Raw genomic sequence first — 780 nt, 5'->3', positions numbered from 1 at the left:
TTTTTCCACTCGCAAACCGGTGATTTTGCTGACGAGAAAGAACAGGATCACACTGCCGACGCCGCTGTAACCCACCGTAATCAAGATGCTTTTAATTTGCACCCACAGACTGGCGCCGCCGCCAGTGATGTCGGTCGAAACAAACACGCCGGTCAATACTGCGCCAACGATACCACCGATGCCGTGAATCCCAAATGCGTCCAACGAATCGTCATAGCCTAACCAATATTTGAGTTTGGTTGCGCCCCAAAAACAGATCACACCGGAAATCAAGCCGATGAAAACCGCACTTTGCACGCTGACAAAGCCCGCAGCCGGCGTGATTGCTACCAAGCCTGCTACCGCACCGGAGGCTAAACCCAACGCCGACGGTTTATGTCCCAGCAAACGTTCGGTCAACATCCAAGCCACTGCTGCCGCGGCTGTCGCAATTTGTGTGGTTGCCATTGCCATACCGGCACGACCGTCGGCTGCCAATGCGGAACCAGCGTTGAAACCAAACCAGCCGACCCACAACATTGCCATGCCCACCAGCGTCAACACCAAGTTGTGCGGCGGCATCGCTTCTTTACCGTATCCAATACGTTTACCGATAATCACTGCGCCGACTAAGCCTGCAATACCGGCATTGATGTGGATAACCGTGCCGCCGGCATAATCCAACACGCCGTCTGCTGCCAACCAGCCGTCCGATCCCCACACCCAGTGCGCCGTCGGCACATAAATCAACAGTGACCATAAAGCGCTGAACAATAACATGCCGGAAAATTTAATCCGTTC

At 54.2% G+C, this 780-nt stretch carries 1 protein-coding gene; it reads right to left on the bottom strand.

All coding sequences use genetic code 11. From position 1 onward, the window contains the following. The coding region (locus tag FHQ23_RS12285) for an ammonium transporter (RefSeq protein ID WP_139614570.1) at positions 1-780 on the bottom strand (780 nt) is incomplete at both ends.

The organism is Testudinibacter crocodili, assembly GCF_006228025.1.
In the GTDB taxonomy this organism is placed as follows: domain Bacteria; phylum Pseudomonadota; class Gammaproteobacteria; order Enterobacterales; family Pasteurellaceae; genus Chelonobacter.
This window is presented reverse-complemented; position numbering and strand designations above follow the sequence as displayed.